Source organism: Methylobacterium sp. BI1, from assembly GCF_056680125.1.
This window is the reverse complement of record NZ_CM155267.1, coordinates 2,252,627-2,276,587: the sequence shown is the minus strand read 5'-3', so window position 1 is coordinate 2,276,587 and position 23,961 is coordinate 2,252,627. Positions and strand designations below refer to the sequence as shown.

The following is a 23,961-nucleotide window of genomic DNA, read 5'->3' as shown; positions in this document are numbered from 1 at the left end:
CGCCAAAATAGATTACGTTCGTAATCTTAGAGCGGCGGACGGTCCGGCTGCGGAGGATGCGTCATGCGGAAGTGGTTCGCACCAGGTCTTGCCTCTCTTACCCTCAGCGCCATCGCCGCCTGCTCGCCCGCAGAGACGGCGGTGAGCCCGGAGCCGCCCCTGGTCCAGGTGGCCGAGGTCGCTCCCGGCCCCGGCGCGATCGCGCGCTATACCGGCGTGATCCGCGCCCGGACCGAGAGCAACCTCGGCTTCCGGGTCGGTGGCAAGATCTTCGAACGTCTCGTCGATCCGGGTGACCACGTGACACTCGGCCAGCCGCTGATGCGCCTCGACCGCACCGACTACACCCTCGCCCTCAACGCCGCCCGCGCCTCCGTCGAGGCGGCCCGTGCCCAGATGGTCAAGGCGAAGGCCGACGAGGAGCGCAGCCGCAAGCTGGTGGCCGACGGCTGGACCTCCCGCCAGACCTACGACCAGAACAAGGGCGCGGCCGATGCCGCCATCGCCCAGTTCGCCAACGCCGAGGCACAGGCCAGCCAGATCCAGAACCAGGCGGGCTATGCCGAACTCCAGGCCGATGCCGACGGCGTCGTCATGGAGGTGCCCTCCTATCCCGGGGAAGTGGTCGCCGCCGGCCAGACCGTGGTCAAGCTCGCCCGTGACGGCGCGCGCGAGGCGGAGGTGTTCCTGCCCGAGGGCAGCCGTCGTCTGGCGCAGGGCGAGGCGACGGCCACCCTCTACGCCGACGGCGAGGCGACCTACCCGGCACGCCTGCGCGAGTTGTCCGCCACCGCCGACCCGGCCACCCGCACCTATCGGGCACGCTACATCCTCTCGGGCGGCGGCGAGGCCGCGCCGCTCGGCGCCACCGTCACCCTTCAGCTCAAGGACGTCGCGGCCGAACGAGCCAAGTTGGTGGAGGTGCCCCTCGCGGCCCTGTTCGACCAGGGCCAGGGTCCCGCCGTCTGGCGCTACGACGCGGCCAGCGAGACCGTGCGGGCGCAGGCCGTGCGGGTCGCCCGCATGGGCGAGGAGCGCGCCGACGTCGTCGCGGGGCTGAGCCCCGGCGACCGGATCGTGGCGCTCGGCGCCCATCTCCTCAAGGCCGACCAGCGGGTGCGCCCGGCGCCCGCCAGCCTGACTGGAGTGGTGCGATGAGCGGCTTCAACCTCTCGGCGCTGGCCGTCCGCGAGCGGGCCGTCACGCTGTTCCTGCTAATCGCGCTGATCGGCGCCGGCTTCTTCGCCTTCGAGAAGCTCGGGCGCGGCGAGGACCCGAGCTTCGCGGTCAAGACGATGGTGGTCTCGGCCGCCTGGCCGGGGGCGACGACGGACGAGATGCAGCGCCAGGTCGCCGATCCCCTGGAGAAGCGCCTGCAGGAACTCTTCTACTACGACCGTGCCGAGACCACGGTGCGCCCCGGCCTGCTGCTGATGAAGGTCTTCTACAAGGACAACATGCCTCCGGCCAAGCTGCAGGCGGAGTTCTACCAGACCCGCAAGAAGCTCTCCGACCAGGCCTCGAGCCTGCCGCGCGGGGTGATGGGGCCGCTGTTCAACGACGAGTTCTCGGACGTCTACTTCTCGCTCTACGCGCTCCAGGCCCGCGGCCTCCCGCACCGCCAGCTCGTGCTGCGCGCCGAGGATCTGCGCCAGCGCCTCCTTCGGGTGCCGGGGGTGGAAAAGATCAACATCCTCGGCGAGCAGGCCCAGAAGATCTTCGTCGAGATCTCCTACCAGCGACTCGCCACCCTCGGCATCACCGGCCAGCAGCTCCTGGCCGCCCTGGCCAACCAGAACGACGTGACCCCGGCCGGCTTCGTCGAGGCGGCGGGTCCGCGGGTCTACCTGCGCCTCGACGGGGCGATCGACGGACTCGATGCGATCCGCGACCTGCCCGTGGCCGCCGGTGACCGCAGCCTCAAGCTCGGCGACATCGCCGAGGTCAAGCGTGGCTACGAGGACCCCCGGACCTTCGAGATCCGCAACGACGGCGAACCGGCGCTGATCCTCGGCCTCGTGATGAAGCCCGGCTACAACGGCCTCACCCTCGGCGCGGCGCTCAACGCCGAGGAGGTGGCGATCCACCACGAGACGCCCGCTGGCATCTCCTTCACCAAGATCACGGACCAGGCCAAGGTCATCGACGAGGCCATCCACGAATTCATGGTCAAGTTCTTCACCGCCCTCGGTGTGGTGATCTTCGTCTCCCTGGTGGCGCTCGGCTTCCGGGTCGGCATCGTGGTGGCCCTGGCCGTGCCGCTCACCCTCTCGGCGGTGTTCGTGGTGATGATGCTCACGGGGCGCGACTTCGACCGCATCACGCTGGGCGCCCTCATCATCTCATTGGGGCTCCTCGTCGACGACGCCATCATCGCCATCGAGATGATGGTGGTGCGCATGGAGGAAGGCTACGACCGCGTCGAGGCGGCGACCTATGCCTGGAGCTCCACGGCCGCACCGATGCTCACCGGCACCATCGTCACCATCGCGGGCTTTCTGCCGGTGGGCTTCGCCGCCTCCACGGCGGGCGAGTACGCCGGCAACATCTTCTGGGTGGTGGCCTTCTCGCTGATCATCTCCTGGATCGTGGCGGTGACCTTCACGCCCTATCTCGGCGTCAAGCTCCTGCCGAACATCAAGAAGGTGGAAGGCGGGCACGGGGCGATCTACGCCACGAAGAACTACGAGCGCCTGCGCCGCGTCGTGCGGATGTCCGTCGACCACAAGTGGATCGCCGCCGGCATCACCGTGGGCCTGTTCGCGGCGGCCGTGGTCGCCATGGGCGGGGTCGAGAAGCAGTTCTTCCCGAACTCCGAGCGCCCCGAGCTCATCGTCGAGGTGACCCTGCCGACGGGCTCGGCCTTCGCCACCACCGAAGCCAGCGTCAAGCGGATCGAATCGGCCGTTCGCGAGCTGCCCGAGGCCAAGGAAATCACGAGCTATATCGGCCAGGGCATGCCGCGCTTCGTGCTCTCCTTCGACCCCGAACTGCCCGATCCGGCCTTCGCGCAGATCGTGGTGCAGACGGCCGATGCCCACGCCCGCGACGCCCTGCGGATCAAGGTGCGCAAGCTCGTCGACGAGGGGCGCTTCCCCGAGGCCCGGGTTCGGGTGCTCCAGATCGTGTTCGGGCCGCCGGTGCGCTTCCCCGTCGCCTTCCGGGTGGTGGGCCCCGACCTCGACGTCATCCGGGGCATCGCCGAGGAGGTCCGGGAGGTCATGGCGGGCAATCCCAACCTGCGGATGGTCCACCTCGACTGGGGCAGCAAGACACCGAGCCTGCGCCTCGCCTTCGACCAGGAGCGCCTGCGCCTGATCGGCCTGACCCCGAAGGAGGCCGGCCAGCAGCTGCAGAGCTACCTCAATGGTACCCCCGCCACCCAGGTGCGCGAGAACCTTCGCTCCGTCGATGTCGTCCTGCGCAGCCCCGGCCCCGAGCGGCGCTCGCTCGGCGAGATCGGCGATCTGACGCTGACGACCCGGGACGGGCGCCAAGTGCCGGTCTCGCAGGTGGCGCGCCCGGAGAGCCGCACGGAGGACGCGGTGCTGAAGCGCTACAACCGCGAGACCTACATCCGGGTGCAGGGCGACGTGCTCGACGGCCTGCAGCCGCCGGACATCCACGCCCAGGTCTTCCCCCTCCTCGACCCGATCAAGGCGAAGCTCCCGCCGGGCTACCGCATCGACACGGCCGGATCGGTGGAAGAGAGTGCGAAGGCGATGACGGCACTGGTCGCGGTGTTCCCGATCATGATGATCGTGACGCTTACCGTGATCATGCTGCAGGTGCGCTCCTTCGCGACCATGTTCATGGTGTTCGCCACCGCCCCGCTGGGCTTGGTCGGTGCGGTGCCGACCCTGCTGATCTTCCAGCAGCCCTTCGGCTTCAACGCGATCCTGGGACTGATCGCCCTGTCGGGCATCCTGATGCGCAACACCCTGATCCTGGTGGACGAGATCCACCACGACCAGGCGGCGGGCCTGAAGGATTACGACGCCATCGTGGAATCCACCGTGCGCCGGGCCCGGCCCGTGATCCTCACGGCGGCGGCCGCCATGCTGGCCTTCATTCCCCTCACCCACTCGGTGTTCTGGGGGGCGCTGGCCTACGTGCTCATCGGCGGCGTCGGGGTCGGCACGCTCATGACCCTGCTGTTCCTGCCGGCCCTCTACGCCCTCTGGTTCCGGGTGGCGCGCCAGCCGCGCGACGCGCGGAGCACGACCGAGGCGGTGCCGCAGGTCGTCGGGACCTGAGGCGGGCGCGGGGCGAGATCACCGTACCGATGCTATAAGCGCATCGCGCCGGGCTTCCACGAGCCCGCGCGGTCCGTCGACCGACCCGCACCCTGCCCCCTCGGCGGGTTGGCCGACGCGGACCTGTATTGATGACGATCCGCATCTATATAAGACCGGGAAGGCAACGGGAGAGCCGGAGATGCCGAGAGTTTCGCAGGAGCAGGCCAAGCTCAACCGCCAAAGGGTCGTGGAGGTCGCCGCCACCCTGTTCCGGGAGCGTGGCCTTCACGGGGTTGGCGTGGCCGACATCATGGCCTCGGCCGGCCTGACCCATGGCGGCTTCTACGGCCAGTTCGCCAGCAAGGATGCGCTGGCGGTCGAGGCGTTCGACTCGGCCCTCGGCGAGGACCGGCGCGGCGCACTGGATGCGCTGATCGCCAACTACCTGTCCGTCGGCCACGTCCAGTCGCCCGGCATGGGCTGCCCCCTCGCCGCCCTGGCCAACGACGTGGCTCGCGAGCCAGCGGGCAGTCCCCTGCGGGGACGCTTCACCCATGGGGTTCGTCACCTCGTGGGCCTGTTGGCCGAACTCTCGCCCCAGGGTGCGAAGGAGCGCCGCCGTCAGCGGGCGCTCGCCAAGCTGTCCACCCTCGTGGGCGCCGTGATCCTGGCACGGGCGGTGGACGATCCGAGCCTCACCGAGGAGCTCCTCCAGGCCGCGCGGACTGCCGCGGGCGAGCGCGGCGACCCGCCGGCCGGCCCGGCGCACTGAGCCGGCTCCGAGGCGTCGCCCCGGGGCCGTCCGGGGCGGGGCGAGCCTTACGCCGGGCGCGGCAGCTTGCAGCTGTCGAGGGCGTTCAGGGCCTTGGCGCGGGCGGAATCATTGAAGTAGCCGGTGCTGCGGTAGGCATCGAGCTCGCTCCTGTCGAGGCTCGCCAGCGTCTGGTTCGCGTAGCAGCCGCACGGGCGGGCGAGGGAGACCTCGGACACGTTCTGCAGACGGGCCTGGGTGACCGTGCAGGCGTGACGCACGCGGCCGGTCAGGTTGCCGGTGGAGGCCGTCTTCAGCGCCGGATCGGGGGTGTAGCCTTCGAGCGACGCGGTCGGGCCAGATTTGTTGGTGTTGCAGGCGGCGACGAGCGAGAGCAGGCCGGCGGCGAGCAGGAGCCGGCCGGTGCGCGGGGCGATGGAGCGCATGGAATGATGGGTCCGTGAAAGCGATTCGGGAACGATCCGGTTTCACGTCCGTGCCCCCGCCGCGCAAGGGCGCGGGAGCCACACTGGGACGGCAAACGCCGAAGCTTCTGGGAAGCTTCGGCGCGCGTACGGTCGACCGTGTCCGAATCCCGGAGGATTCAGCCGACGATGTCGGAATCCTGGAAGAACTGGGCGATTTCCGCCTTGGCGTTGTCGAGGCTGTCGGATCCGTGGACGGTGTTCTCGCCGACCGACTCGGAGAAGGTCTTGCGGATGGTGCCCTCGTCGGCGTTGGCCGGGTTGGTGGCGCCCATCACTTCGCGGTACTTGGCGACGGCGTTCTCGCCCTCGAGCACCTGCACGACCACCGGCCCGGAGGTCATGAACTCCACGAGCTCGCCGAAGAAGGGGCGCTCCTTGTGGATCTCGTAGAACTTCTCGGCCTGGGCGCGGCTCATCTGGATGCGGCGCTGGCCGACGATGCGCAGGCCCGCCTTCTCGATCACGGCATTGACCGCGCCGGTCAGGTTCCGCTTCGTCGCGTCGGGCTTGAGAATGGAGAAGGTGCGCTCGGTGGCCATGGTCCGTCCGGTTGTGATCGCTCAGCCGAAAATGGCTTCGGCGCCGGGCTTATAGCCGGCAGGCTCCCGGCTCTCAACCCGAGGCGCGATCGCAGGGGATAACCCTGTCGCCGACGCCGGTTTTTCCATCGCCATGGCTTTGGCGCAACAGCGCCGGAAAATCGCCCGAATGCGGACGCCTCCTGTGGCCAGACGAACACGGCCCGGCCTCCGCGCCGGGTCGCTTGCCGATCCCCTTGCCGACTCTCTGGCCGCCGGCCTCCCGCCGCAGCCACGCCACATGGAGACCAGGACATGCGCGTCGCTCTCACCGCCGCACTCATCCTCGCCGGCCTCGCCCCCGCCTCCGCCGCTCCGGTCCAGGATCCTTCGGGCACCTGGCTCACCGGCGACGGCCGCGCCAAGGTCCGCATCGACCGCTGCGGCCCGGGTGCCGCCAACATCTGCGGGAAGGTGGTCTGGGCCAAGACCGCGACCAACGAGGACGGGACCCCGCGCACTGACATCAAGAATCCCGATCCGAAGAAGCGCAGCCGCCCGGTGGTCGGCCTGACGCTCCTCGACAACCTGAAGCCCGAGGAGGCGAAGTTCTCCGGCGAGATCTACAACGCCGACGAGGGCAAGATGTACCAGGTCAGCCTGGAGCGCGAGAGCAGCTCCGAGCTGTCGGTCTCCGGCTGCCTCCTCAAGGTCCTGTGCGGCTCGCAGACCTGGACACGGGTGCCGGACGTGAACCAGCAGGCCTCCGCCGCCACGTCCGAGTCGGCGCCGGCTCCCCGCCCGGCGCCGAAGGCCGCCAAGGCCGCACCCGCGAAGGCAGTTGCGACGCCGGCCGAGTGAGCCGGCCGCGCGACGCCGCCGCTTCAGACCGCCGCGAATCCCCGCTGAACGGCCGGCCGCGCCATGACCCGGTCGAGCCAGGCCCGCACGTGGGGCACGCTGGCGAGCTCGATGCTCTGCTTCTCGTGGTATTTGGCCCACGGCAGGATCGCGATGTCGGCGATGGAGAAGTCGCCGGCCACGAAATCACGGTCCGCGAGGTGGCGGTCGAGGACGCCGTAGAGGCGCTGGGCCTCCGCGGTGAACCGGTCGATGGCGTAGGGAATCTTCTCCTGCGCGTAGATGCGGAAATGGTGGACTTGGCCGAGCATCGGCCCGAAGCCGCCGACCTGCCAGAACAGCCACTCGTCCACCGCCGTCCGGGCGCGCTCGTCAACCGGATAGAGGCAGCCGGTCTTGCGCCCGAGATACTGCAGGATCGCACCGGATTCGAAAACCGTGATGGGCTCGCCGCCCGGACCGTCCGGATCGACGATGGCGGGAATTTTGTTGTTCGGCGAGATTTTCAGGAAATCCGGCGCCATCTGGTCGCCACGGCCGATATTCACCGGCACCACCCGATAGGGCAGTCCGCACTCCTCCAGCATGATCGGGATCTTCCAGCCATTCGGCGTGCTCCAGGTGTGCACGTCGATGGGTTTTCCCGGCGCGTGTGCCATGCTGATGTTTCCGACCCTATTCAGGCTCGCTCGACCCGCCGAAACAATCGGGAACGCGAGCGGATGGTTGCAGACTCCGTGCCATCGCCGAAACCCGTGGCAAGAGCGGTGGATCGCGTCGATACCCGTTCAGATGGCACTTGCCCTCGCGCGGGGTTGTGTCTGTGATGCGGCCGGCCCGCCGCACGGCGGCGCCCAAGTGCCCCGGGGGTCGTCATGCTGTCGTTCCGTTCGCGTCACACCCGTGCTTTGTTCGCGGGCTTGCTGCTTCTGGCAAGTCCCCTCCTTCTGACAAGCCCGTTGATCGCTGGCCGTGCGCTGGCGCAAGCCGCGGCGGCGAAGCCCGCCAAGGAACTCAGCGTCGGCCAGAGCGCGGCGCGCGAGCGCCAGAAGAAATGCGGCGCCGAGTGGCGCGCCCTCTCGGTCGCCGACAAGGCCGCGCAGGGACCGAAATGGCCGCAATACTACAGCAAGTGCGTCAAGCGCCTGAAGCAGATGAAGGCCTGATCTTGCCCGGCCGCGTGCGGTTTTCCGCGGGCGGCCGACATCTCGTGCGGAACTGGGCGTCCCCTTTCGCGGGCCGCCAAGGAACGTAAGCCTGGCCGTCCCGGTTGCCGATCCTGACAGGTGGATTCCGGACGGACGCGACGATGCGGGAACGGCAGGCGCTGCAGCGCGCAGTGGCGGTGATGGCCCTGGTCCCGGTGGCCTCCGGCCTCTACGGCGTGCTGTTCGGGCTGAACGGGATCGGCCGCGGTGGGCTCGTCGACGTCTCCGCCGACAGCCATTTCCGCTACCTCTCCGGCCTGCACACGGGCATCGGTATCCTGTTCTGGACCTGCGTGCCCGGCATCGAGTCCAAGACCACCCTGTTCCGCTTCCTCACCCTGGTGGTGGCTCTGGGTGGCCTCGCCCGCCTCCTCGGCTGGGCGCTCACCGGATTGCCGTCGTTCCTGATGCTGGCGGCCCTGGCCGTCGAACTCCTCGTCACCCCGCTGCTCTGCCTGTGGCAGGCCCGGGTCGCGGCCCACGCCGCCGAGGTGACGCCTGCTGGAATCGCCGGGTGAGCACTCTCGCCGACAGCCCGCCCCGCCTGCCGGACCGGATCCTCGCCGCCCTCGAACGCGTGATGCCGAAGCCCGCCGCCTGGGCCTTTGCCGTGCGGATCTGGCTCGCCATGGTCCTGGCCCTCTACGCGGCCTTCTGGCTGCAACTGTCCAGCGCCTCCTCGGCCGCAGTCTGCGTGGCGATTCTGGCCCAGCCCAAGCGCGGACAGGCGCTGTCGAAGGCGCTCTACCGCTTCCTCGGCACCCTCGTGGGAGCCGCCGTGGCCATCGTCCTGATGGCTCTGTTCGCGCAGGACCGGGTCCTGCTCCTCGTCGCCTTCGCCACCTGGCTCGGCCTGTGCGTCTTCACTGCCCATTTCCTGCAGGACACCCGGGCCTACGGGGCGATGCTGTCCGGCTACACCGTCGCGATCATCGCCATCGCCCATATCGATACGCCGCAGAGCACCTTCGATGCGGCCGTGGACCGGGTCGCGGCGATCACCCTCGGCATCGTGGCCATCACCTTCATCAACGACGCCCTGGGCTCGCCAAGCATCTGGCGGACCGTGCGCGACGCCCTGGGCGACGCCCTCGCGGAGACCCGCGCCTTCGCTCACGAGACCCTGACTCGAGGCGATCCTGGCTCCGAGCGGACCGCGGCGCTGATCCGCAAGATCGCCGCCCTGCGGGGTGACGCCAGCGCCATCGCGGGCGAACTCGACGACGGGCCGGACCGGGCCGCGGGGGCCCGCAGCGCCATCGCGGCGCTCTACGTGATGGCGGCAGCCGCCCGCCATCTGCGGGCAGCCCTGGCACGGTTGCCGGCCCTGCCACCCGCGGTGGCGGAGGCGCGCGCCCTCTGCCTCGATCTGACCGAGCCGCACGCCGATCCGGAGCGCGCGGTGGCGCGCCTGTCGGAGCTCGTCGCGGACGCCGTGCGGGCGGGCAACCAGCCCCTCGACGCGATCCTCGCCCTCCAGCGCGCCCTCGACTTCGCCCGGGCGGTCGCCTTCGCGGCGGATGGCCACCGCGTCCTCGCCCAAGGCGGTCGCCCCCTGCGCGACGTGCCGCTTCCGACCCACCGCGATGTGCCCGAGGCCCTGCGGGGCGCGCTGCGGGTGGTCATCGCCTTCGGCCTCACGGCTCTGCTCCTCGTCGCCACGGGATGGCCGGCCACCTCCTTCGCCCTGGTCCAGGTAGCGGCGACCTGCTCGCTCTCCTCGATCACCCCTGATCCGCGCGCCTTTGCCAAGGGCGTGCTCATCGGCATGCCGCTGGCCGCCCTCTGTGCCGGTCTCGTCCTCTTCGGGGCCCTCGCCGGCGTCCAGGGCTTTCCCCTGCTGGCAATCGCCATCGCGCCGGTGGTCTTCGCCGCCTGCTTCCTCAGCCTCAACCCGCCGACCTTCGGCATCGGCTTCATCCTGCTGGTGTTCTTCCCCGTTCTGCTCTCGCCCGCCAACCCCCAGAGCTACGACCCGCAGGGCTTCCTCACCAACGCTTTCCTGGTGATCTTCGCGGCGCTGATCCTGTTCTTCACCGTCCGGGTCATCCTGCCCGTCTCCAATGCCCGTCACCGCGCCTTCGCCCTCGATTCCGCCCAGCGCGCCCTCGTCGAGGCCCTGGCGGGCCGGGGCGGCGACGCCACCACGCGGACCAGCCTCAACAGCGACCGCCTGCTGCAATTCGCCCGCTGGAACTCGGGCAGCGCGGCCGTGCGCCGGGCGAGCCTCGACCGCGCCTTCGACCTCGCCCGGATGGAATCGGCGGCTGCCCGCGCCCAGGCGCAGCTGCGCGGCCTCGCCCGGAACGGCATCCTGGCCGAGGTCGCCGGGCGGGCCCGGGCGGCCCTCGCGAGCGTCGATGCCGGCCGGATGCGAGAGGCCGCCGCGGCCCTCCTCGCCGCGGGCGGTCAGGTCGATGCGGCCACGCGCCTGCACCTCGCCCGCGCGGTGAGCGACCTCACCACGGCCGCCCTCGTCGCCGAGGGTCAGGGCCGCTTCCTGCGTCGCCTCGGGATCCGAGCCGCCTGATGCGCAGCGACCTCGATCTCGGCGGCGTGCTGCTCTCGCCCTTCGTGGCCTACGCGGCCGGCGCGCTGGCGATCCTCGTGATCCTGCGCCTGTTCTTCGCGCGCCTGCGCATCGCCCGCTACGTCGCCAACCCGCCCCTGGCGGAGGCCGGACTGTACGTCTGCATCCTCGCTCTCCTGATCGTGTTCCTGTGACCATGGCTCAAGACCCGCCCGCCGAGACCGCCGCCGCAGCGCCCGACAACCGCCCCCGCACTCCTACGCCGGATACCCGCCCACGTGCAGCCGGACGGGGGCGCCGGGTGGTGCGCCTGCTGATCACCGGTCTCATCCTGGCCGGCGCCTTCGTCGCGGCGGCCCTGGTCTGGCAGTTCTACGTCACCGCCCCCTGGACCCGCGACGGCCGGGTGCGCGTGCAGGTCGCCAGTGTAGCTCCCCAGGTCTCGGGCCAGATCACGGAGCTGCGCGTCGCCGACAACCAGACCGTGAAGAAGGGCGACATCCTCTACGTCGTCGACCCGTTCGACTTCGAGGTCTCGGTGACCTCGGCCCAGGCCGAGCTCGACAACCGGGAGGCCGACCTCCAGGTCAAGCGGACCCAGGCCGCCCGGCGCGAGGCGCTGACCACCCTCTCGACCTCCATCGAGGAGAAGCAGCAATATGCCGGCACCGCCAAGATCGCCGAGGCGGCGGTGGCCTCGGCCAAGGCGCAGCTCTCCCAGGCGAAGATCAATCTCCAGCGCACCCAGGTGCGCTCGCCGGTGAACGGCCGGGTGACGAACCTCCTGCTGCGTCCCGGCGACTACGCCACCACCGGCACCGTCAACATCGCCGTCATCGACACCGATTCGTTCTGGATCGACGGCTACTTCGAGGAGACCAAGATGGCCCATATCCATGTGGGCGATCCGGTCTCGGCCGAGCTCCTCGGCTACGATCCGCTGATCCGCGGCACGGTGGAGAGCATCACCCTGGGCATCAGCACGGCCAACGCCACCGCCAGCACCCAGGGTCTGCCCAACGTCGACCCGGTCTACACCTGGGTCCGCCTTGCCCAGCGGGTGCCGGTGCGCATCCGCATCGACGCGGTGCCGGAGGGCGTGACCCTCGTCGCCGGCATGACCGCCACCGTCTCGGTGGGCGAGCCCGGCGCCCATCGCCGGGACTGGCTCGGCCGGCTGCGCAGCCGGTTCTCCGGGGCTGCGGCCCCCACCCCGTAGGCTGTGGCGCAGGGGCGAGCGGTTGCAGATGCGCCCAAGCGGCTGCCGCGACTGGATATTCCAGGGCTGTGGCGATCAGAATGAATACAGTCGCGAAATCGCGCAAATAGGCTCTTGACGCATCCCCGATCTGGTCGCACCTTGATGTCGTGCTTCGACGGCAAAGCACAGCTCAAGCAACGAGGAGGCCTTGATCGGATAACGATCACGACCGACCGGACGCAGGAGATGTGGGAATGACTCCACCCCAGCAGGCGGCTGCGGCGATCATCCAGGGCTGATTCGACCTGGACGTTGAGCAGCGCACACGCGAATTACGGGACGGAAGCGGTCTCCGGGGCACAGAAGCGGCCAGCGCGGCACGACTTCAGACATGCACCAGGCCCCACCTCGGCCGCTTCCGCCGCCAGTTTTCTCAGGTAGGCAGGCGGGCGCGCTTCGCGCCAGCCGTTCACACTGCGTCATCGCTTTCGCGAGGCCTCGCCGCTGCGCTTCCGCGCGAGCGGCCCGACCCATGAGCGAGGGCGTCTGAGCGACAGTGTGGCCGCAGACGGACCGGTTCGCCACCCGGCCCCGGCCGCGGATGTCCGCGGCGCGGGATCCGAGCCAATCCGCTACTCGATCCCGAGCTTCGCCTTCAGCAGCGTGTTCACCGCCGCCGGGTTGGCCTTGCCGCCGGTGGCCTTCATGGTCTGGCCGACGAACCAGCCGAGGAGGGTCGGCTTCTCCCGGGCCTGCTGAACCTTGTCGGGGTTCTTGGCGATGATCTCGTCCACGGCGGCCTCGATGGCGCCGGTATCGGTGACCTGCTTCATGCCGCGCGCATCGACGATCTGGCGTGGGTCGCCCCCCTCGGACCAGACGATCTCGAACAGATCCTTGGCGATCTTGCCCGAGATCACGCCCTCGCCGATGAGGTCGACGATGGCGCCGAGCTGATCGGCCGACACCGGACTGGTCTCGATGCTGTGGCCTTCCTTGTTCAAGCGCCCGAACAGCTCGTTGATCACCCAGTTCGCCGCGGCCTTGCCGTCGCGGCCCCTGGCCACCGCCTCGAAGTAGTCGGCCGAGGCGCGCTCGGCGATGAGCACGCCGGCATCGTAGGGCGACAGCCCGTAGGATTCGATGAAGCGGGCCTTCTTGGCGTCGGGCAGCTCAGGCAGGCCGGCGGCGAGCGCGTCGACGTAGGCCTGATCGAATTCCAGCGGCAGCAGGTCCGGGTCCGGGAAGTAGCGGTAATCGTGCGCCTCTTCCTTCGAGCGCATGGAGCGCGTCTCGCCCTTGGCCGGATCGAACAGTCGGGTCTCCTGGCTGATCGTGCCGCCATCCTCGATGATCGCGATCTGGCGACGGGCCTCGGTCTCGATGGCCTGGCCGATGAAGCGGATCGAGTTGACGTTCTTGATCTCGCAGCGGGTGCCGAGCGGGTCGCCGACCTTCCGCACCGAGACATTGACGTCGGCGCGGAGCGAGCCCTTCTCCATGTCGCCATCGCAGGTGCCGAGGTAGCGCAGGATGGTGCGCAGCTTGGTCACGTAGGCGCGTGCCTCCTCCGACGAGCGCAGGTCCGGCCGCGAGACGATCTCCATCAGGGCGACGCCGGAGCGGTTGAGGTCGACGAAGCTCTGGGTCGGGTTCTGGTCGTGCAGGGACTTGCCGGCATCCTGCTCCAGGTGCAGGCGCTCGATGCCGACGGTGATCGACTCGCCATCGGGCAGATCGACCAGCACCTCGCCCTCGCCCACGATCGGGTCCTTGAACTGGCTGATCTGGTAGCCCTGCGGCAGGTCCGGGTAGAAGTAGTTCTTCCGGTCGAACACCGAGCGATGGTTGATCTGCGCCTTCAGGCCGAGGCCGGTGCGGACGGCCTGGGCCACGCACTCTTCGTTGATGACGGGCAGCATGCCGGGCATCGCCGCGTCCACCAGGGAGACGTGGTCGTTCGGCTCGCCGCCGAAGGCGGTGGAGGCGCCGGAGAACAGCTTGGAGCGGCTCGTGACCTGGGCGTGGATCTCCATGCCGATCACGACCTCCCAGTCGTGCAGGCCGCCCTTGATGAGCTTCTTGGGGTTCACGGCAGCGGTCATGATGGCCCGAATTCAGCGTTGCGGGGCGCGGATGCGCCGGAAGGGGTGCGCGACGCGGATGCGCACCGGAAAAGTGGAAGTGCCGCCCGGCGTGGTCAAGCGCGCAGGCGGTAGAGCTGGTGAGCCAGGAAGCCCAGGGTGCCCCAGACGAAACCGGCGATCCAGCGGACGGGGAAGAAGGTCGGCCCGTCGTGGCTCACCGGCGCCGGCCAGGGAATGCCGATCGCGGTGACGGCCCAGGACACCAGCACCGAGACCGCGAAGGCCATCAGCGACACGAGGATGACCTTGACGAACTGGTCCGACTTCCAGCCCATCACCAGGGCAATGGCGATCAGCACCGGATCGAAGGCGGCCCAGATCCAGACGTCGAACGGATAGACCGGGACCGTCATCGGGGGCGCCTCATACCCACCACGCGGCGGGCAGCTTGGTGCGTCCGGCGGCGTCCTCGATCACCTGGGCGGCGGCGAACAGCGTCTCCTCGTCGAAGGGCCGGCCGATGAGCTGGAGCCCGAGGGGCAGCCCCTGGGCGTCGAGGCCGGCCGGCACCGAGATGCCGGGCAGGCCCGCCATGTTCACCGTGATGGTGAACACGTCCTGCAGGTACATCTCGACGGGGTCGCCCGAGCCCTTCTCGCCGATGCCGAAGGCGGCCGACGGGGTCGCGGGCGTCAGGATGGCGTCGATGCCGGCGGCGTAGGCCTGCTCGAAGTCGCGCTTGATCAGGGTGCGGATGCGCTGGGCCCGCACGTAGTAGGCGTCGTAGTAGCCGGCCGAGAGCACATAGGTGCCGATCATGATGCGACGCTTCACCTCGCGGCCGAAGCCGGCGGCGCGGGTGTTCTCGTAGAGCCCGGCAATGTCCTTGCCGGGGACACGCAGGCCGTAGCGCACGCCGTCGTAGCGGGCGAGGTTGGAGGAGGCCTCGGCCGGGGCGACGATGTAGTAGGCCGGCAGGGCATATTGCGTGTGCGGCAGCGAGATCTCCCGCACCGTGGCGCCGGCGTCCCGAAGCATGGCCGCGCCCCGGTCCCAGAGCGCCTGGATCTCGGCCGACATGCCCTCGACCCGGTACTCCTTCGGGATGCCGATGGTGAGGCCCTTCACGCCGCGGGCGACGGCGGCCTCGAAGTCCGGCACGGCCAGGTCGGCGCAGGTGGTGTCGCGCGCATCCGCGCCGGCCATCGAGCCGAGCAGGATCGCGCAGTCGCGGACCGTCCGGGCGATCGGCCCTGCCTGGTCGAGGGAGGAGGCGTAGGCCACCGTGCCCCAGCGCGAGCAGCGGCCGTAGGTGGGCTTGATGCCGACGGTTCCGGTGAAGGCGGCGGGCTGGCGGATCGAGCCGCCGGTGTCGGTCGCCGTGGCACCGAGGCAGAGATGGGCGGCCACCGCCGCCGCCGAGCCGCCCGAGGAGCCGCCCGGCACCAGCTTCGCGTCCGAGCCGGCCCGGCGCCAGGGCGAGACCACGTCGCCGTAGGCGGAGGTCTCGTTGGACGAGCCCATGGCGAACTCGTCGAGGTTGAGCTTGCCGAGCATCACCGCGCCGTCGCGCCACAGGTTGGCGGTCACGGCCGACTCGTAGGCGGGCGTGAAGCCCTCGAGGATCTTCGAGCCGGCGGTGGTCGCCACGCCCTCGGTACAGAACAGGTCCTTGATCCCGAGGGGGATGCCCTCGAGCGGACGGGCCTGCCCGGAGGCGATCCGCGAATCGGCCGCCTCAGCCATGGCCAGGGCCCGGTCCGGGGTCTCGACGAGATAGGCGTTCAGCAGCCGGGCCTTCTCCATGGCGTCGAGATGCGCCCGGGTCAGGTCGGTGGCGGAGAAATCCTTGGCCTTGAGCCCGTCGCGGGCCTCCGCAAGGGTGAGTTCGTTCAGAGAAGTCATGGGTGGGAGAGTCCTGGGCGCTCGTCCTGTTGGGTCCCGGGGCACAGCCGCCGTCGCCATCCGGGCGCCGGGCGGACCGTCCCTCGGGGCGGCCGGGTCTTGGGGTCGGCGGCGCGTGCGCCTACTCGACGACCTTCGGCACGAGGAAGTAATGGTCCTCGGTCTCGGGCGCGTTGGCCACGATGGCGTCGGCCTTGGCCCCGTCGGTGACCACGTCCTCGCGCTTCTTCATCGCCATCGGGGTGACCGAGGTCATCGGCTCGACCCCCGTCACGTCGACCGCGCCGAGTTGCTCGACGAAGGCCAGGATCGCGTTGAGTTCGCCCTGCAGGGGGGCGACCTCGTCCTCGCTCACCGCGATGCGCGCCAGGTGCGCGATGCGCCTCACCGTCGTTGCGTCGACCGACATGCTGTCTTCAGATCCTCAGGCCCCGATCCGCAGCCCGGCGGGGTTCCGCGGGGCGATGGGGCGTCGGGCCGGGCTATAGCACCCGCCTTCCCGCGCTCGCAACGGCGGGACCGCGCCGGTGCCGGATCGGGCGGACCGGCCCCGGCGCGTCAGGCGATCGCGTGATGGGGCAGAACCGGCGATTCGATCACGATCCCGGCGCGTGCGGGCCCGCGATCCGCCTGTCGGAACCCGAGGAGCAGGATCTCGCAGGCCAGGGCCAGCATCAGCTTGTGCCGCAGGGGCATCCGGCGTGGTGCAGGCGTCGTGGCGCGGGGCGGCAGGGGCATGCGGTCGGCTTCCAGCGTCTTAACGATCCGTTAACGATGCTCTGGCCGATCCGGTCCCCGCAAGGCTATGACAACGTTTCTTTAAGGTTAACGGCGAGCCGGAGATCAGATTCATGTGGGAGACGGTGTTCTCGCCCTGCGCGCCAGGTCCGGCGGCGACCGAGGCGTCCCTCGACCGGGCCGAGGCCGAGCTCGGCTACGGCCTGCCCGAGAGCTACCGCGCCTTCTGCCGGACCCTCGGAGGCGGGCTCGCCAACGGCCATTTCCGCGTGGCCGTTCCGAGCGAGACCCCGGAGACCGACCTCGTCGCGCAGTCCGAGCTGATCGCCCACAGCATCGCCGCCGTCCTCGGCGATCGCCCGGAGCACCGCTTCGAGGTCGAGGGCGACGACCCGACCGTGATCGAGCGGGCGGGCTTCTTCGGGCGCTCCGAGGCCGGCGAGTTCCTGTTCTGGGACGTGGTGCCGGGGCGCGACGAGTACGAGATCTGGGTCCTGGGCGCCGACCTGGAATCGGTGCGCTTCGGCGGGGCCGACCTCGTCGACCTGATGCGGCGGAGCCAGGGTCCTGCCGTGCGGGGAATCCTGGGCATGGGCGCGGAGCCCCTCCCCGCCAGCTTCGTCGGCGACGGTACCGAAGGGGCAGCCGGCCTGCACTGATCCGCCTCGAACCCCTTGCCGGCCGGGGCCGGATCGCGCAGGACGGGCGCCGGCACGGGAGAGCGACGGACATGGACGAGGCCGAGATGCGGGCCTTCGCGGAGGCGTCGCAGGGCGGCCCCCGCCTGATCGGGATCGATCTCGGCACCAAGACGATCGGGCTCGCCCTGTCGGATGTCGGCCGCCAGATCGCCTCGCCCCTGGAGACGATCCGGCGGGTGAAGTTCACTCCCGACGTCGCGCGCCTGCGGAGCCTGTGCGAGACGCACGCCGTCGGCGGCCTCGTCATCGGCCTACCCCTGAACATGGACGGCACCGAGGGGCCGCGGGTGCAGTCGACCCGCTCCTTCGTGCGCAACATGAAGCCGTTGCTGCCCCTGCCCGTCCTCTACTGCGACGAGCGCCTGTCCACCGCCGCCGTCACCCGGGCGCTCATCGCGGCGGATGCCTCGCGGGCCAAGCGCGGCGAGGTCGTCGACATGCTGGCCGCCGCCTACATCCTGCAGGGCTGCCTCGACCAGATGCGCCGCGCCCTGGGCGAGGAAGAGTCCGACGACGACGCGTGAAGAAGATCAGCTCACCAGGGAGACCGACCCGCTGCCGTGGCGCTCGATGCGCCCGTCGAGCTCCAGCTCCAGCAGGGTGGTCTGGACGACGCGGACGCTGAGGCCGGCGGTGCGTGCCAGCTCGTCGGTTCCGATCGGGGTCGGGCTCAGATAGGCGATCAGGCGGGCGCGGTCGTCGGCCGGTTCCGGCGCCGTGAAATCCTCGGCGGGGAGCGGCAGCACGATGCCGTCGACGTCGAGTTCGTCCCAGAAGATCGGCGCGTCGGCGAGGTCCGGCCGGTCGACGGCCAGGGCTTCCACGCTGCGCGCCCCGGTGCCGCCCGCCAGGAGCGGGGCGATGACGTCGGTGACGTGGGACGCGTCGGCGACCAGGGTCGCGCCCTGGCGGATCAGATCGTTGGTGCCTTCCGCCCGCGGGTCCAGGGGCGAGCCCGGCACGGCGAAGACCTCCCGCCCCTGCTCCAGGGCGAAGCGGGCGGTGATCAGCGAACCCGAGCGGCGGGCGGCCTCGACCACGACGGTGCCGTAGGCGAGGCCGGAAATGATGCGGTTGCGCCGTGGAAAGTCGCGCCCGCGCGGCTCCCAGCCCATCGGCATCTCAGCCAGCACCGCCCCGCCCGCCTCCAGGATCGCCTCCACCAGGGCCGCATGGTTGGCCGGGTAGATCCGGTCCTGTCCCCCCGCCAGCACCGCCACGGTGCCGGGTGCCAGGGCGGCCCGGTGGGCGCGGGCATCGATGCCGCGCGCCAGCCCCGAGACCACGACCAGCCCGGCCTCGCCGAGGCCGCGGGCGAGGCGCTCGGTGAAGGCGAGGCCGGCGGCGGAAGCGTTGCGCGAACCCACGATGGCGATGGCCGGGCGGTTCAGGATCGCGGTCTCGCCCCGGATGGCGATCAGCGGCGGGGCCGAATCGGCAGCCTGCAGCAGCTTCGGGTAGTCGGCTTCCCCGAGGGCGACGAGGCGGGCGCCCAGGCGACTGGCCGCGTGGATCTCGGCCTCGGCCTCGGCCCGGCTCGGCGGCGTGATGCGCCGGCCGCTGCGGCCGGTCAGAGTCGGCAGGGCGTCCAGGGCCGGCCCGGCGCCGCCGAAGCGGTTGATCAGGGTGCGGAAGCTGCGCGGGCCGATGCCCTCGCTGCGGATCAGGCGCAGCCAGTCGAGACGCTGGGCATCGGTGAGCTGCATCGCCCTCCCCTCCCGGAGCGGGCGGCGAGCCTCAGCCCTTCTGCCCGATGCGCCCCTCGGTCCCGTCGATCAGCCGGCGGATGTTGGGCGCGTGCTTCCACCATAGCAGGATGGCGAGTAGGAGAAACAGACATGCAACCGCAGGCTGTCCCAGCGCCCACAGGACGAGGGGCGTCAGGGCTGAGGCCGCCAGGGCCGCGAGCGAGGAGTATTTCAGCGTGAAGGCGAGGCCGAGCCAGATGGCGGCGAAGGCCAGGAGGCCGAGGGGGCTCAGCGCCAGGAGGACGCCGAGGAAGGTCGCCACGCCCTTCCCACCCTTGAACCCGAGCCATACCGGAAACAGGTGCCCGAGGAAGGCGCCGAGGCCGGCGACGAGGGCCGGCTCCAGCCCGAAGCGGCCGGCAAGGAGCACCGCGAGCGTGCCCTTCAGGGCGTCCCCCAGCAGGGTCGCGGCCGCGAGCCCCTTGCGCCCGGTGCGCAGGACGTTGGTGGCGCCGATGTTGCCTGAGCCGATCGCCCGCACGTCGCCGAGCCCGGCATAGCGGGTCAGGATCAGCCCGAACGGGATCGAGCCGAGGAGGTATCCCCCCGCCAGCGCCGCCAGCAGGATAGGCCAGGGCAGTGCGTCCAGGGCGATCACGCGGCGGCCTCGGTCTCGGTGGGCGCGCGGAAGACGATGCGTCCCTCGACCATCGTCAGGATGGCGGCTCCCTGGAGGCGCGCCTCGTCGAAGGGCGAGTTCTTGGAGCGGGACTTCAGCATGCGCTTGTCGAGGACGTAGGGCAGGTCCGGATCGATCAGAACGAGGTCGGCGGGGGCGCCCACCGCGAGGCGGCCGGCCGCGCGTCCGAGGAGGGCGGCGGGGCTGGTGGTCAGGGCCGCTAGCAGGCGCGGCAACGCGACGTCGCCGGTATGGACCAGCCGGAGGGCTGCGCCCAGCAGCGTCTCGATCCCCAGCGCGCCGTCCGCGGCCTCGGCGAAGGGCAGGCGCTTGGTCTCGACGTCCTGCGGATTGTGGTCGGAGACGACGACGTCGATCACGCCATCGTTGAGGCCCGCAACCAGGGCGAGCCGGTCGGTCTCGTGCCGCAGCGGTGGCGAGAGCCGGCAGAAGGTGCGGTAATGGCCGATGTCGCCCTCGTTCAGGACGAGGTTGTTCACCGAGGCGCCGCAGGTGACCGGCAGTCCGTCCGCCTTGGCCCGGCGCACGATCTCGATCGAATCGGCGCAGGAGATCATCGCCGCGTGGTAGCGGGCGCCGGTAAGGCGCACGAGGCGGATGTCGCGCTCCAGCATCACCGTCTCGGCCTCGCGCGGGATGCCGAGGAGCCCGAGGCGGGAGGCCATCTCGCCCTCGTTCATCACGCCGTCGCCGACGAGGTCCGGCTCCTCCACGTGCTGCATCAGCAGGGCGCCGAAGTCGCGGGCGTAGGTCAGCGCGCGGCGCATGACCTGGGCGTTGGTCACGGCCTTGAGGCCGTCGGTGAAGGCGACGGCGCCAGCCTCCTGCAGCAGGCCGAACTCGGTCATCTCCTGGCCGGCGAGGCCCTTGGTGATGGCGGCGGCGGGCAGGACGTGGACGCTGGCCGTGTCGCGGGCGCGGCGCAGCACGAAGTCGACGATGGCCGGCCCGTCGATGACCGGGTTGGTGTCCGGCATGCAGACCAGGGTGGTAACGCCGCCGGCGGCCGCCGCCGCGCTGGCGCTGGCCAGGGTCTCGCGATGCTCGGCGCCGGGCTCGCCCACGAAGGCGCGCAGATCGATGAGGCCGGGGCTGAGGACGTGGCCCCCGCAATGGATGGTCTCCGCCTCCTCCGGCACGCCGGCGACGGGTCCCCAGCCGACCTCCCGGATCAGGCCGTCGCGCACGAGGACGTGGCCGGGTCCCTGCCGGCCCGTGGCCGGGTCGCAGAGGGTCGCGTTGGTCAGGAAGATGGGGCGCGCCATGCTCACAACCCTCTTCCCGCTGCGGGAGAGTGGGGAGGGTTCAGGTGCGGCGCGGGCGGCGGACGATCATCGGATATGCGAGGCACCTGAGAATCCCTGCTCCCTTGCGGTCATGGATCACTGCACCGCGTTTCGACCGCCTGCGGCGCGTCGTCAAGCGTCGGTGCCGGAACACCGAAAGGCCCCGCCCTTCCGGGCGAGGCCTCTGGATCGTGGTTCGCGGAGCCTGCGGAGGCTTACGCGGCCAGCGAGCGCAGGACGTAGGGCAGGATGCCGCCGTTGCGGAAGTACTCGAGCTCGTCGAGGGTATCGATGCGGCAGGTCAGCGGGACCTCCCGCTTCGTGCCGTCCGCGGAGGTGATCTCGGCGATCATGGTCTGGCGCGGCTTCAGTTCGCCCGACAGGCCCCGGATCGAGACCGTCTCGTCGCCCTTGAGGCCCAGCGAGGCCCAGGACGTGTCGCCCTGGAAGACCAGGGGCACGATGCCCATGCCGACGAGGTTTGAGCGATGGATGCGCTCGAAGCTTTCGGCCACCACGGCGCGGATGCCCAGGAGCTTGGTGCCCTTGGCCGCCCAGTCGCGCGACGAGCCGGTGCCGTATTCCTTGCCGGCGAAGACGACGAGCGGGGTCCCCTGCGCCTGGTACTTCTGCGCGGCGTCGTAGATGAACATCCGCTCGCCCGAGGGCTGGAACAGGGTCCAGCCGCCCTCGACCACGTTGCCGGACTCGTCGCGGACCATCTGGTTCTTGATGCGGATGTTGGCGAAGGTGCCGCGCATCATGACTTCGTGGTTGCCGCGCCGCGTGCCGTACTGGTTGAAGTCCTGCACCCGGACCTGATGCTCCTGCAGGTAGGCGCCCGCCGGGGAGTTCGCCCGGATGTTGCCCGCCGGCGAGATGTGGTCGGTGGTGATCGAGTCCAGGAACAGGCCGAGGATGCGGGCGTCGACCACGTCCTCCACCGGGGCCGGGGTCTTCTGCATGCCCTCGAAATAGGGCGGGTTCTGCACGTAGGTGGAGGTCGAATCCCACTTGAAGGTCTCGGCCTCGGTGACCTCGACGGCCTTCCAGTAATCGTCGCCGCCGAACACGTCGGCGTAGCGGGACTTGAACAGGGTCGAGGTGATGTTGGCCTCGATGAACTCCTGGACCTCGGCGGACGAGGGCCAGATGTCCTTCAGGTAGACGGGCTGGCCGTCCGACCCGGTGCCCAGGGGCTCGGTGGTGATGTCGATCTGCATCGAGCCAGCGAGCGCGTAGGCGACGACCAGGGGCGGCGAGGCGAGGTAGTTCGCCCGCACGTCGGGGTTCACGCGGCCCTCGAAGTTGCGGTTGCCCGAGAGCACGGCGGCGGCGACGACGTCGTTGTCGTTGATCGCCTTCGAGATCGGGGCCGGCAGCGGCCCGCTGTTGCCGATGCAGGTGGTGCAGCCGAAGCCGACGAGGTTGAAGCCGAGCGCGTCGAGGGGCTTCTGCAGGCCGGCGCTCTCGAGGTACTCGGCCACCACCTGGGAGCCGGGCGCCAGGGAGGTCTTCACCCAGGGCTTCGAGCGCAGGCCCTTGGCGACCGCGTTGCGGGCGAGGAGGCCGGCGCCGATCATCACGCTCGGGTTCGAGGTGTTGGTGCAGCTCGTGATGGCGGCGATCACCACGTCGCCGTGGCCGATGTCGAAGTTGGCGCCCTCCACCGGGTAGCGCCTGGCGATGTCGGCCGCCTTCTTGAACTCGGTCTCCATGGACTGCGCGAAGCCCGGCTTGGCGCCGTCGAGGAGCACCCGGTCCTGCGGGCGCTTGGGGCCGGCGAGCGACGGGCGCACGTCGCCCATGTCGAGCTCCAGGGTGTCGGTGAAGACGGGGTCCGGCGTGGCCGCGTCGCGCCACATGCCCTGCGCCTTGGCGTAGGCCTCCACCAGGGCGATCCGGTCATCGGCGCGGCCGGTGACCTTGAGGAAGTCGATGGTCTTCTGGTCGATGGGGAAGAAGCCGCAGGTGGCGCCGTATTCGGGGGCCATGTTGGAGATCGTGGCGCGGTCGGCCACCGCCATGTCGTCGAGGCCGGGGCCGTAGAACTCCACGAACTTGCCGACCACGCCCTTCTTGCGCAGCATCTGGGTCACGGTAAGCACGAGGTCGGTGGCCGTGGTGCCCTCGGGCAGCTTGCCCGACAGCTTGAAGCCGACGACCTCGGGAATCAGCATCGAGAGCGGCTGGCCGAGCATCGCGGCCTCGGCCTCGATGCCGCCGACGCCCCAGCCGAGGACCGCGAGGCCGTTGACCATGGTGGTGTGCGAATCGGTGCCGACGAGGCTGTCCGGATAGGCGAGCTCGGCGCCGTCTTCCGACTTCGTCCACACGGTCTGCGACAGGAACTCGAGGTTCACCTGATGGCAGATGCCCGTGCCGGGCGGCACGACGGAGAAATTGTCGAAGGCCGACTGGCCCCACTTGAGGAAGGTGTAGCGCTCGCCGTTGCGGGAGTATTCCAGCGCCACGTTGTCGGCCAGCGCCTTCGGGGTGCCGAACTCGTCGACGATCACCGAGTGGTCGATCACGAGGTCGACCGGCACCAGCGGGTTGATCTTCTGCGGGTCGCCGCCGAGCGCCACCATGGCGTCGCGCATCGCGGCGAGGTCGACCACCGCGGGCACGCCGGTGAAGTCCTGCATCAGCACGCGGGAGGGGCGGAAGGCGATCTCGGTCTCGGTCTTGCCCTTGTTGCCGAGCCAGGCGACGGTGGCCGAGATGTCGTCCTTCTTGACCGAGCGGTCGTCCTCGAAGCGCAGCAGGTTCTCGAGCAGCACCTTCATGGAGAAGGGCAGCGCGGTGGCGTCGGCGAGGCCGGCCTTCTCGGCATGGGGAATCGAGTAGTAGGTGTAGGACTTGTCTCCGACGGTGAGGGTCTGGCGAGACTGGAAGCTGTCGAGCGATGCCACGGCGTTATGTTTCCTCGCGAGCGGTTGGTCGAACACGCGCAGGCATAACCTGCGCCACGAAAACACGTGTTCGGCTGGGAGCGCTATGAAGCGCGCGCCGCCCCGGGGGTGCCCGGATAGGGTGTTGCGCGAAGGGCGATTTGGAC

General features: G+C 70.2%; 23 protein-coding genes. 11 read left to right on the top strand and 12 right to left on the bottom strand.

Features of this window, described 5'->3' with window-relative positions; genetic code table 11:
- The first annotated feature begins 63 nt into the window (after window positions 1-63).
- The 3 genes from AC1MGR_RS10560 to AC1MGR_RS10550 all read left to right on the top strand — a co-directional run bounded on the left by AC1MGR_RS10560 (window position 64) and on the right by AC1MGR_RS10550 (window position 5,010).
- A complete protein-coding gene (locus tag AC1MGR_RS10560; protein WP_480234554.1) occupies window positions 64-1,158 on the top strand; it encodes an efflux RND transporter periplasmic adaptor subunit in 1,095 nt (364 codons plus the stop codon).
- Complete coding sequence (locus AC1MGR_RS10555) at window positions 1,155-4,256, top strand: efflux RND transporter permease subunit (protein WP_480234553.1); 3,102 nt, start codon at window positions 1,155-1,157, stop codon at window positions 4,254-4,256. The genes AC1MGR_RS10560 and AC1MGR_RS10555 overlap by 4 nt, the downstream gene beginning before the upstream one ends.
- A 181-nt stretch (window positions 4,257-4,437) precedes the next feature.
- Window positions 4,438-5,010: a TetR/AcrR family transcriptional regulator gene (locus AC1MGR_RS10550; protein WP_480234552.1), complete on the top strand. Its 573-nt coding sequence runs from the start codon at window positions 4,438-4,440 to the stop codon at window positions 5,008-5,010.
- Between the two features lie 47 nt (window positions 5,011-5,057).
- Here AC1MGR_RS10550 and AC1MGR_RS10545 read toward each other — a convergent pair whose 3' ends face one another.
- Together AC1MGR_RS10545 and ndk are read right to left on the bottom strand one after the other, a co-directional pair.
- The gene (locus tag AC1MGR_RS10545) at window positions 5,058-5,435 is read right to left on the bottom strand and encodes a hypothetical protein (RefSeq protein WP_480234551.1); all 378 of its coding nucleotides are present in this window, start codon (window positions 5,433-5,435) and stop codon (window positions 5,058-5,060) included.
- A gap of 158 nt (window positions 5,436-5,593) precedes the next feature.
- Window positions 5,594-6,016 carry a nucleoside-diphosphate kinase gene (ndk, locus tag AC1MGR_RS10540; RefSeq protein ID WP_108038183.1) on the bottom strand — a complete coding sequence of 141 codons (423 nt, stop codon included), beginning with the start codon at window positions 6,014-6,016 and terminating at the stop codon, window positions 5,594-5,596.
- 294 nt (window positions 6,017-6,310) lie between these two features.
- Between ndk and AC1MGR_RS10535 the strand changes: the two genes are divergently transcribed.
- Complete coding sequence (locus AC1MGR_RS10535; protein ID WP_480234550.1) at window positions 6,311-6,856, top strand: DUF2147 domain-containing protein; 546 nt, start codon at window positions 6,311-6,313, stop codon at window positions 6,854-6,856.
- A gap of 23 nt (window positions 6,857-6,879) precedes the next feature.
- Here AC1MGR_RS10535 and AC1MGR_RS10530 read toward each other — a convergent pair whose 3' ends face one another.
- A complete protein-coding gene (locus AC1MGR_RS10530) occupies window positions 6,880-7,515 on the bottom strand; it encodes a glutathione binding-like protein (protein ID WP_480234549.1) in 636 nt (211 codons plus the stop codon).
- Between the two features lie 249 nt (window positions 7,516-7,764).
- Between AC1MGR_RS10530 and AC1MGR_RS10525 the strand changes: the two genes are divergently transcribed.
- The 5 genes from AC1MGR_RS10525 to AC1MGR_RS10505 all read left to right on the top strand — a co-directional run bounded on the left by AC1MGR_RS10525 (window position 7,765) and on the right by AC1MGR_RS10505 (window position 11,813).
- A complete protein-coding gene (locus tag AC1MGR_RS10525; protein WP_108038177.1) occupies window positions 7,765-8,022 on the top strand; it encodes a hypothetical protein in 258 nt (85 codons plus the stop codon).
- 143 nt (window positions 8,023-8,165) lie between these two features.
- On the top strand, window positions 8,166-8,582 hold the full coding sequence (locus AC1MGR_RS10520; protein WP_108038175.1) for a DUF4345 domain-containing protein: 417 nt from the start codon (window positions 8,166-8,168) through the stop codon (window positions 8,580-8,582).
- A 62-nt stretch (window positions 8,583-8,644) separates the two neighbouring features.
- On the top strand, window positions 8,645-10,594 hold the full coding sequence (locus AC1MGR_RS10515; RefSeq protein ID WP_480234768.1) for an FUSC family protein: 1,950 nt from the start codon (window positions 8,645-8,647) through the stop codon (window positions 10,592-10,594).
- Entirely contained in the window at window positions 10,594-10,788 is a 195-nt protein-coding gene (locus AC1MGR_RS10510) for a DUF1656 domain-containing protein (RefSeq protein ID WP_108038173.1), read from the top strand. The genes AC1MGR_RS10515 and AC1MGR_RS10510 overlap by 1 nt, the downstream gene beginning before the upstream one ends.
- A gap of 2 nt (window positions 10,789-10,790) precedes the next feature.
- Window positions 10,791-11,813 (top strand): efflux RND transporter periplasmic adaptor subunit, encoded by a 1,023-nt coding sequence (locus AC1MGR_RS10505; protein WP_480234548.1) that lies wholly within the window; start codon window positions 10,791-10,793, stop codon window positions 11,811-11,813.
- A 614-nt stretch (window positions 11,814-12,427) separates the two neighbouring features.
- Here AC1MGR_RS10505 and gatB read toward each other — a convergent pair.
- The 5 genes from gatB to AC1MGR_RS10480 form a co-directional block, all read right to left on the bottom strand.
- A complete protein-coding gene (gene gatB / locus AC1MGR_RS10500; RefSeq protein ID WP_480234547.1) occupies window positions 12,428-13,900 on the bottom strand; it encodes an Asp-tRNA(Asn)/Glu-tRNA(Gln) amidotransferase subunit GatB in 1,473 nt (490 codons plus the stop codon).
- A 95-nt stretch (window positions 13,901-13,995) separates the two neighbouring features.
- On the bottom strand, window positions 13,996-14,295 hold the full coding sequence (locus AC1MGR_RS10495) for a hypothetical protein (RefSeq protein ID WP_108038167.1): 300 nt from the start codon (window positions 14,293-14,295) through the stop codon (window positions 13,996-13,998).
- Between the two features lie 10 nt (window positions 14,296-14,305).
- The gene (gene gatA / locus AC1MGR_RS10490; protein WP_480234546.1) at window positions 14,306-15,787 is read right to left on the bottom strand and encodes an Asp-tRNA(Asn)/Glu-tRNA(Gln) amidotransferase subunit GatA; all 1,482 of its coding nucleotides are present in this window, start codon (window positions 15,785-15,787) and stop codon (window positions 14,306-14,308) included.
- Between the two features lie 121 nt (window positions 15,788-15,908).
- A complete protein-coding gene (gene gatC, locus AC1MGR_RS10485; RefSeq protein ID WP_108038164.1) occupies window positions 15,909-16,196 on the bottom strand; it encodes an Asp-tRNA(Asn)/Glu-tRNA(Gln) amidotransferase subunit GatC in 288 nt (95 codons plus the stop codon).
- A gap of 149 nt (window positions 16,197-16,345) precedes the next feature.
- Window positions 16,346-16,525: a hypothetical protein gene (locus tag AC1MGR_RS10480; RefSeq protein ID WP_108038162.1), complete on the bottom strand. Its 180-nt coding sequence runs from the start codon at window positions 16,523-16,525 to the stop codon at window positions 16,346-16,348.
- Window positions 16,526-16,638: 113 nt separating this feature from the next.
- On the opposite strand from AC1MGR_RS10480, the gene AC1MGR_RS10475 reads away from it, so the two are divergent.
- On the top strand, window positions 16,639-17,184 hold the full coding sequence (locus AC1MGR_RS10475) for an SMI1/KNR4 family protein (protein WP_480234545.1): 546 nt from the start codon (window positions 16,639-16,641) through the stop codon (window positions 17,182-17,184).
- A 71-nt stretch (window positions 17,185-17,255) separates the two neighbouring features.
- Window positions 17,256-17,750: a Holliday junction resolvase RuvX gene (ruvX, locus tag AC1MGR_RS10470; RefSeq protein WP_480234544.1), complete on the top strand. Its 495-nt coding sequence runs from the start codon at window positions 17,256-17,258 to the stop codon at window positions 17,748-17,750.
- Between the two features lie 6 nt (window positions 17,751-17,756).
- Here ruvX and dprA read toward each other — a convergent pair whose 3' ends face one another.
- The 4 genes from dprA to acnA form a co-directional block, all read right to left on the bottom strand.
- Window positions 17,757-18,932: a DNA-processing protein DprA gene (gene dprA / locus AC1MGR_RS10465; RefSeq protein WP_480234543.1), complete on the bottom strand. Its 1,176-nt coding sequence runs from the start codon at window positions 18,930-18,932 to the stop codon at window positions 17,757-17,759.
- Between the two features lie 31 nt (window positions 18,933-18,963).
- Window positions 18,964-19,563 (bottom strand): glycerol-3-phosphate 1-O-acyltransferase PlsY, encoded by a 600-nt coding sequence (gene plsY / locus AC1MGR_RS10460; RefSeq protein ID WP_480234767.1) that lies wholly within the window; start codon window positions 19,561-19,563, stop codon window positions 18,964-18,966.
- 5 nt (window positions 19,564-19,568) lie between these two features.
- Window positions 19,569-20,879 (bottom strand): dihydroorotase, encoded by a 1,311-nt coding sequence (locus tag AC1MGR_RS10455; RefSeq protein ID WP_480234542.1) that lies wholly within the window; start codon window positions 20,877-20,879, stop codon window positions 19,569-19,571.
- Between the two features lie 236 nt (window positions 20,880-21,115).
- The gene (gene acnA, locus AC1MGR_RS10450) at window positions 21,116-23,815 is read right to left on the bottom strand and encodes an aconitate hydratase AcnA (protein WP_480234541.1); all 2,700 of its coding nucleotides are present in this window, start codon (window positions 23,813-23,815) and stop codon (window positions 21,116-21,118) included.
- Between the last annotated feature and the right edge of the window lie 146 nt (window positions 23,816-23,961).